The organism is Sphingobium sp. ba1 (assembly GCF_000743655.1).
Lineage (GTDB): Bacteria > Pseudomonadota > Alphaproteobacteria > Sphingomonadales > Sphingomonadaceae > Sphingobium.
Genome location: NZ_JPPQ01000083.1, coordinates 370352 through 376087, shown reverse-complemented (window position 1 = coordinate 376087; position 5736 = coordinate 370352). Strand labels below are relative to the sequence as shown.

Sequence of the window (5736 nt, the reverse complement as noted above, 5' to 3'; positions counted from 1 at the left end):
CATCTTGCGGCTGATCGATCCGGTCAGGAAACTGTCCTTGCCGCCATATTTGCCGTCGCCCACGATCGGATGGCCGATCGCCGCCAGATGCACGCGCAACTGGTGGGTGCGGCCGGTATAGGGTTGCAGCTCGACCCAGCAGGCGCGGTTGCCCGCGCGCTCGATGATGCGATAGCGGGTGCGGGCGGGCAGGCCTTCTTCCTCATCGACATGCATCTTCTCGCCGCCGGTGCCCGGCTGCTTGGCGAGCGGCAGTTCGATCATCCCGTCGGAGATGGACGGCACGCCGATCACCAGCGCCCAATAGACTTTGCGCGCGGTGCGGCTGGAAAAGGCCTTGGCGAAATGGGCGGCGGCGCGGCTGGTGCGGGCAATCAGCAGCGCGCCCGACGTGTCCTTGTCCAGCCGGTGAACCAGCTTGGGGCGCGATTCGGAATCGAACATCAGGCCGTCGAGCAGCTTGTCGACATGCTCGTCGGTCCTGGTGCCGCCCTGCGTCGAAAGGCCCGGCGGCTTGTTGATGACGATCGCCTGCGCGTCGCGATGGATCACCATCTCCTGTACGAAAGCGATCTCGTCCTCGGTCAGGTCGATGACGCGGGCGCGCTTGGGCCGTTCGGCGGCAGGTGCCTTGGCTTCGGCGGGGGGTACGCGGATCATCTGCCCTTCGGCAACGCGGTCGCCCGGTGCGGCACGCGCGCCGTCGATGCGCAACTGACCGGTCCGCGACCAGCGCGACACGATGTTGAAGCCGACATCGGGCAAATGCCGCTGGAACCAGCGGTCGAGGCGGATGCCGTCATCGTCGGGCTGCACCCGATATTGCCGCACGTCGAGCGAGACGCCCTTGGCCACGCTGGGCTTTGCAGGCGTGGATGGTACGATAGCGACTTTCGCCACGGCAGCTTTGGGGGCTGGCTTGGCCGCTGGCTTTGGCCCCGATTTGAAGGGGGCCTTGAAGGCAGGCTTGCCGCCTTCGCCCTTGCGTGCGGTTGCCGCCTTGGCCCCGCCACGGGCGCGACCGGGCGCGCCCGATGGCTTGGCAAAGGATCTCGCACCGCCGCCGGGCTTGCCATCAGCGGCCTTGCCGAACCCTGACTTGCTCCCAGCGGGTTTGCCGCCAGTGGATTTGCCAGGCGCGGCAGGCTTGCGACCGCGCGGGGCGTCGCTTTTGGGTGGGGGACGACCCTTCATGCCACGATACTCCGCATCACGGTAAGGCCAAGCGCCAGCGCCACGACTGCGCCGATCACCGACGCCAGCGCATAGCCCAAGGCGACGATCATCTGGCCGCGCTCGAACATCAGCAGTGTTTCGAGGCTGAAGGCGGAAAAGGTGGTGAAGCCGCCGAGCAGGCCGACGCCGAGCAGCAGCCGGATCGGTTCGCCCGCCACCGCGCTGCCGCGCGCCAGCCATCCGGCGAGCAGCCCCATGGCGAAGCCGCCGATCAGATTGGCGGCGAACGTGCCCCAGGGCCAGGTCGCGCCAGGCGTCAACTGCCCGGCGAAGCGCCCAAGCTGGTAGCGCAGCGCCGCGCCAATCGCGCCGCCGCCCATTACAAGAAAGATATTGGTCATGACTATCGCCCTATAGCGATTCCGCCAAAGGGGAAAGGTCGATGGTGAAACAGTCTTTCCGCGCCTCAAGCGCAGGAAGCGGACGCCTGTTACTTTCCGTTGTCGGCGATGATGTCCACGCCGGTCTTGCCGCCGGGCGCATCGGTGAAGAGGATGAAATAGGCGCTGCCATCGGCCTTGCGCGTGCCGCCCAGCACATGGTCGCCGCCCAATATCTTATGCTCGCCGTCATAACCAGCACGGCGGGCCACGGTATAATAATAGTCCATCACCCCCTGGCGCGGGGCGGGCGTTACGAAGCTGGCCGCGCGCAAGGTGCAGCCGTCGGTCTCCGCGCCTGCCGCTTCGGTCAGCTGCGCGCCGGGATAGAGGGCGAAGGGGTCGGGCAGGCGCTGCGCCCATTCCATGCCATAAGCGAGTTTCTTCGAGCAATTGGCCGTGCCGCCGCGCCGCGTCGCCTGTTCGCGCGCGACGGCACCCAGCGTGACGCTCGACGCCATGGCGGTGCCTTCGCTGGCGGCAGGGGCAGAGAGCAGCTTGCCGCCCGCCTGCTTGACCGCTTGCGCCTGGGCCGCACCGGCATCGCCCGACAGCACCGGCACTGCGCCATTGGCGGGCTGGTCGGCGGGGCGCACGGCGTTGCGGTTGGACTGGCCCACCAGTTGCGGATCGACCACGATCGGGTCGGCCAGCGCGCCCTTGAGCGCGGGATCTACCGCATTGTTGGTGAGCTGCGCGTCGAGCGCGGCGAGATTGGCGTCCTTGTCGCCCTTGCCGCAGGCGGCCAGGCCAACCATAAGCGTGAGCAGGGAAACAGACCGGAAAAACGCCATTCTTCACTCCTTCGTAAACAAGGCATGAAGAACGGAGGTTAATTTTTCGTTAGGACATTTGGTGAATCGCGAAAAATTCCCCTATCGCAAGGCCAGTTTCTGCGCATTGGCCCTGTCGACCGACTTGTTCGCGCGCGGCGAAAGGATCATCTGACCATCATGCTCAATATCTTGTCCGGCTTTATCGGCCTTGTCACCCTTATCATGATGATGCCGGCGGTCTTTCCGTTTCTGGGCGCGCTCAACTGGATCTTCGTGCCCATGGCGCTGTTCGGCGCCTTTATCGGCATGTTCTCCTCGAAAAATGGTGGCCGCAATTTCTGCCTGATCGTCGCGGCGTTCGGCGCGTTGCGGCTGTTCATGGGCGGGGGGCTTATCTGACCGACGCGGACGCCAGTACACGCCGGGGATTGCTCGCGGCGCTGGGCGCTTATGGGCTTTGGGGGCTGCTGCCGATCTTCTTCCGGCTGCTGCACCATGTCGATCCGGTCGAAATCGTTACCCAGCGCATCCTCTGGTCGCTGCTGCTGATCCTGACGCTGCTGGCGCTGCGCAACGGCATCGGTCCGATGATCGCTGTGCTGCGCGATCGTCGTCTGCTGCTGGCGCTGGCTGGATCGGCAGTTATGATCGCGATCAACTGGCTGGTCTATGTCTGGGCAGTCAATGACGGCCATGTCGTGGCGACTAGCCTTGGTTATTTCCTCAACCCGCTGGTCAATGTGGCGCTGGGCGTATTGGTACTCAAGGAACGCTTGCGGCGCGGGCAGATGCTGGCGATCGGCTTTGCGGCGGTGGGAGTTGCCATCTTGGCGGCGTCTGCGATTACGACGCTGTGGATCAGCCTGACGCTCGCCTTCAGCTTCGCCTTCTATGGCCTCATCCGCAAGATGACGCCGGTGGCGCCGATGACCGGCCTGGGTGTCGAGACGCTGCTGCTCGCGCCGCTGGCGGTCGCCTATTTGCTCTGGGAAGCGAGCCATGGTCCGATCGGCTTTGGACAGGACATGTCCACCACTGCCTTGCTCATCATCGCAGGCTTAGTGACCACCGTGCCGCTGGTGCTGTTCGCCACGGCCGCGCGCAGCCTGCCGATGGCGACGCTGGGCGTGCTGCAATATCTCGCACCCACGCTGCAATTTGTCTGCGGTGTCGTGCTGTTCGGCGAGACGCTGAGCCTGGGGCAAATGCTGAGCTTCGGCCTGATCTGGGTCGGCCTCATCCTGTTTGCGACGGACAGCGTGAAGGCCGCCCGCCGCAATCGGGTCGTGACGGCTTAGGAAAATTCCGTCGCCTCGAACCGCACCGGTTCGCCCACTGCGGCGTCGGCCAGCGCATCTTCCCACATCACGCGATGGCCGCGGATGATGGTGCCGACCGCCTTGCCGGTCAGGTCCATCCCCTCGAATGGCGACCAGTCGCAGCGCGAGGCGAGCCAGTCCTTGCCCACGGTCCAGCGCTTCTTGAGGTCCACCACGGTAAAGTCTGCATCATAGCCAAGCGCGATCCGGCCCTTGCCGACCAGCCCGAACACCCGCTGCGGCCCCGACGAGGTCAATTCGATGAAGCGGCGCAGCGTCAGCCGCCCCTCCGCCACATGATTGAGCAACAACGGCACGAGCGTCTGCACGCCCGGCATGCCGCTGGGGCTGGCCGGGTAGGTCTTGGCCTTTTCCTCGATCGTGTGCGGCGCATGGTCGCTGCCCAGCACGTCGGGCACGCCCTGATTAAGCCACTGCCACAGCCCGTCGCGATGCGCGGCGCTGCGGATCGGCGGGTTCATTTGCGCATAGCTGCCAAGGCGCGGATAGGCATCCTCCCCCGCCAGCGTCAGATGCTGCGGCGTCACTTCGCAGGTCGCGATATCCTTGTTCTGGCCGATATATTCCAGCTCCGCCGGCGTCGTGATGTGCAGGATGTGGATGCGCCGCCGCGCCGCGCGGGCGAGCGCGATGATCCGCTTGGTCGCGATCATCGCGCTTTCATCGTCGCGCCAGACCGGATGCGACGATGGATCGCCCTCCACCCGATAATCCTTGCGCGCGTTCATCCGCGCCTCATCCTCGGCATGGATGGCGACGCGGCGGGTGCCGCTGGCCAGTACGCGCGACAGGGCATCATCGTCATCGACCAGCAGGCTGCCGGTCGAGGCACCCATGAAGATCTTGACGCCCGCCGTGCCGGGGATGCGTTCCAGTTCGCGTAATTGTTCGGCATTGTCCGCCGTCGCGCCGACATAAAAGGCATGGTCGCACCACATGCGATGCCGGGCGCGGACCAGCTTGTCATGGACGCGCGCGGCCGTGTCGGTGTTGGGGTTGGTGTTGGGCATTTCGAACACGGCGGTCACCCCGCCCAGCACCGCCGCGCGGCTGCCCGATTCGAGGTCTTCCTTATGTTCCAGGCCCGGCTCGCGAAAATGCACCTGGCTGTCGATGCAGCCGGGCAGTACGTCCAGCCCGGTACAGTCGATCACCTCGCCTCCATCACCCAGGCCGGAACCGATCGCCACGATCTTGCCTGCGCGCACGCCCACGTCCGTCTGCTCCGCGCCGCCCGGTGTGTGGACGGTGCCGTTTTTGAGGATCAGGTCGAAAGTCTGGGTCATGGCGTGGTTCCGCTTGTCAAAACCCGTTCGGCCCGAACGGGTTGGTTATTCAGCGCGACTGTCCTACCTAAAGCCGATGACCGGCACCACCCTCACCGACCGCGCGCTCCTCAGAATTTCGGGCGAGGAGGCCAAGCCCTTCCTGCAAGGGCTGCTGACTCGCGACGTGCTGACGCTCAAGCCGGGGGAGGCGCGCTGGACCGGGCTGCTGACGCCGCAGGGCAAGGCGCTGTTCGACTTCCTGCTATGGAGAGACGGCGAGGATGTGCTGATCGACTGTGAGGCGGCGCAAGCCGATGCGCTGGCGAAGCGCCTCACCCTCTATCGCCTGCGCCGCAAGGTCGTGATCGCGCGGGACGATGCGTTGGCGGTGCATTGGGCGCCCGACGCGCAGGACAAGCCGCTTGACCCGCGTCTGCCGGCGCTTGGCCATCGCTGGATCGCGCCAGCGGGGGAGGGGGATGCCTCTGCTGCCTTCCGCGCGCATCGGCTGGCGATCGGCGTGTTCGAAGGGGTGGGCGAGTTGGGGCAGGATCAGACGCTCTGGCTCGAAACCAATGCCGGGGAGTTGCATGGCGTCGATTATGACAAGGGCTGCTATGTCGGGCAGGAAAATACCGCGCGGATGCATTATCGCGCCAAGGTGAACCGGCGGCTGGTCGCTGTGCCGCTGGCGCAGGCCGAGGAGAAGCGCCAGCGCGCCGCCTTGCCCGACCTC

7 protein-coding genes are annotated in these 5736 nt (G+C 65.7%); 3 read left to right on the top strand and 4 right to left on the bottom strand.

Annotation, left to right across the window (positions count from 1 at the left end; genetic code table 11):
- From IL54_RS21115 to IL54_RS21105, 3 genes are all read right to left on the bottom strand, one after another.
- Positions 1–1194: RluA family pseudouridine synthase (locus IL54_RS21115; RefSeq protein ID WP_037480715.1), on the bottom strand; the 1194-nt coding region annotated here is incomplete at its 3' end.
- Complete coding sequence (crcB, locus tag IL54_RS21110) at positions 1191–1577, bottom strand: fluoride efflux transporter CrcB (protein ID WP_037480202.1); 387 nt, start codon at positions 1575–1577, stop codon at positions 1191–1193. The genes crcB and IL54_RS21115, both read right to left, overlap by 4 nt.
- 89 nt (positions 1578–1666) lie before the next feature.
- Entirely contained in the window at positions 1667–2410 is a 744-nt protein-coding gene (locus IL54_RS21105) for a hypothetical protein (protein WP_037480200.1), read from the bottom strand.
- 159 nt (positions 2411–2569) lie between these two features.
- Here IL54_RS21105 and IL54_RS21100 point away from each other — a divergent pair, with 159 nt between their 5' ends.
- Together IL54_RS21100 and rarD are read left to right on the top strand one after the other, a co-directional pair.
- Positions 2570–2791 (top strand): hypothetical protein, encoded by a 222-nt coding sequence (locus IL54_RS21100; protein WP_037480199.1) that lies wholly within the window; start codon positions 2570–2572, stop codon positions 2789–2791.
- A gap of 29 nt (positions 2792–2820) precedes the next feature.
- A complete protein-coding gene (gene rarD / locus IL54_RS21095; RefSeq protein WP_272945527.1) occupies positions 2821–3690 on the top strand; it encodes an EamA family transporter RarD in 870 nt (289 codons plus the stop codon).
- Here the strand turns inward: rarD and IL54_RS21090 are convergent.
- On the bottom strand, positions 3687–5018 hold the full coding sequence (locus IL54_RS21090) for a dihydroorotase (protein WP_037480197.1): 1332 nt from the start codon (positions 5016–5018) through the stop codon (positions 3687–3689). The genes rarD and IL54_RS21090 overlap by 4 nt on opposite strands.
- 76 nt (positions 5019–5094) lie before the next feature.
- Here IL54_RS21090 and ygfZ point away from each other — a divergent pair.
- A partial coding sequence (gene ygfZ / locus IL54_RS21085) for a CAF17-like 4Fe-4S cluster assembly/insertion protein YgfZ (RefSeq protein WP_037480711.1) occupies positions 5095–5736 on the top strand: 642 nt, incomplete at its 3' end.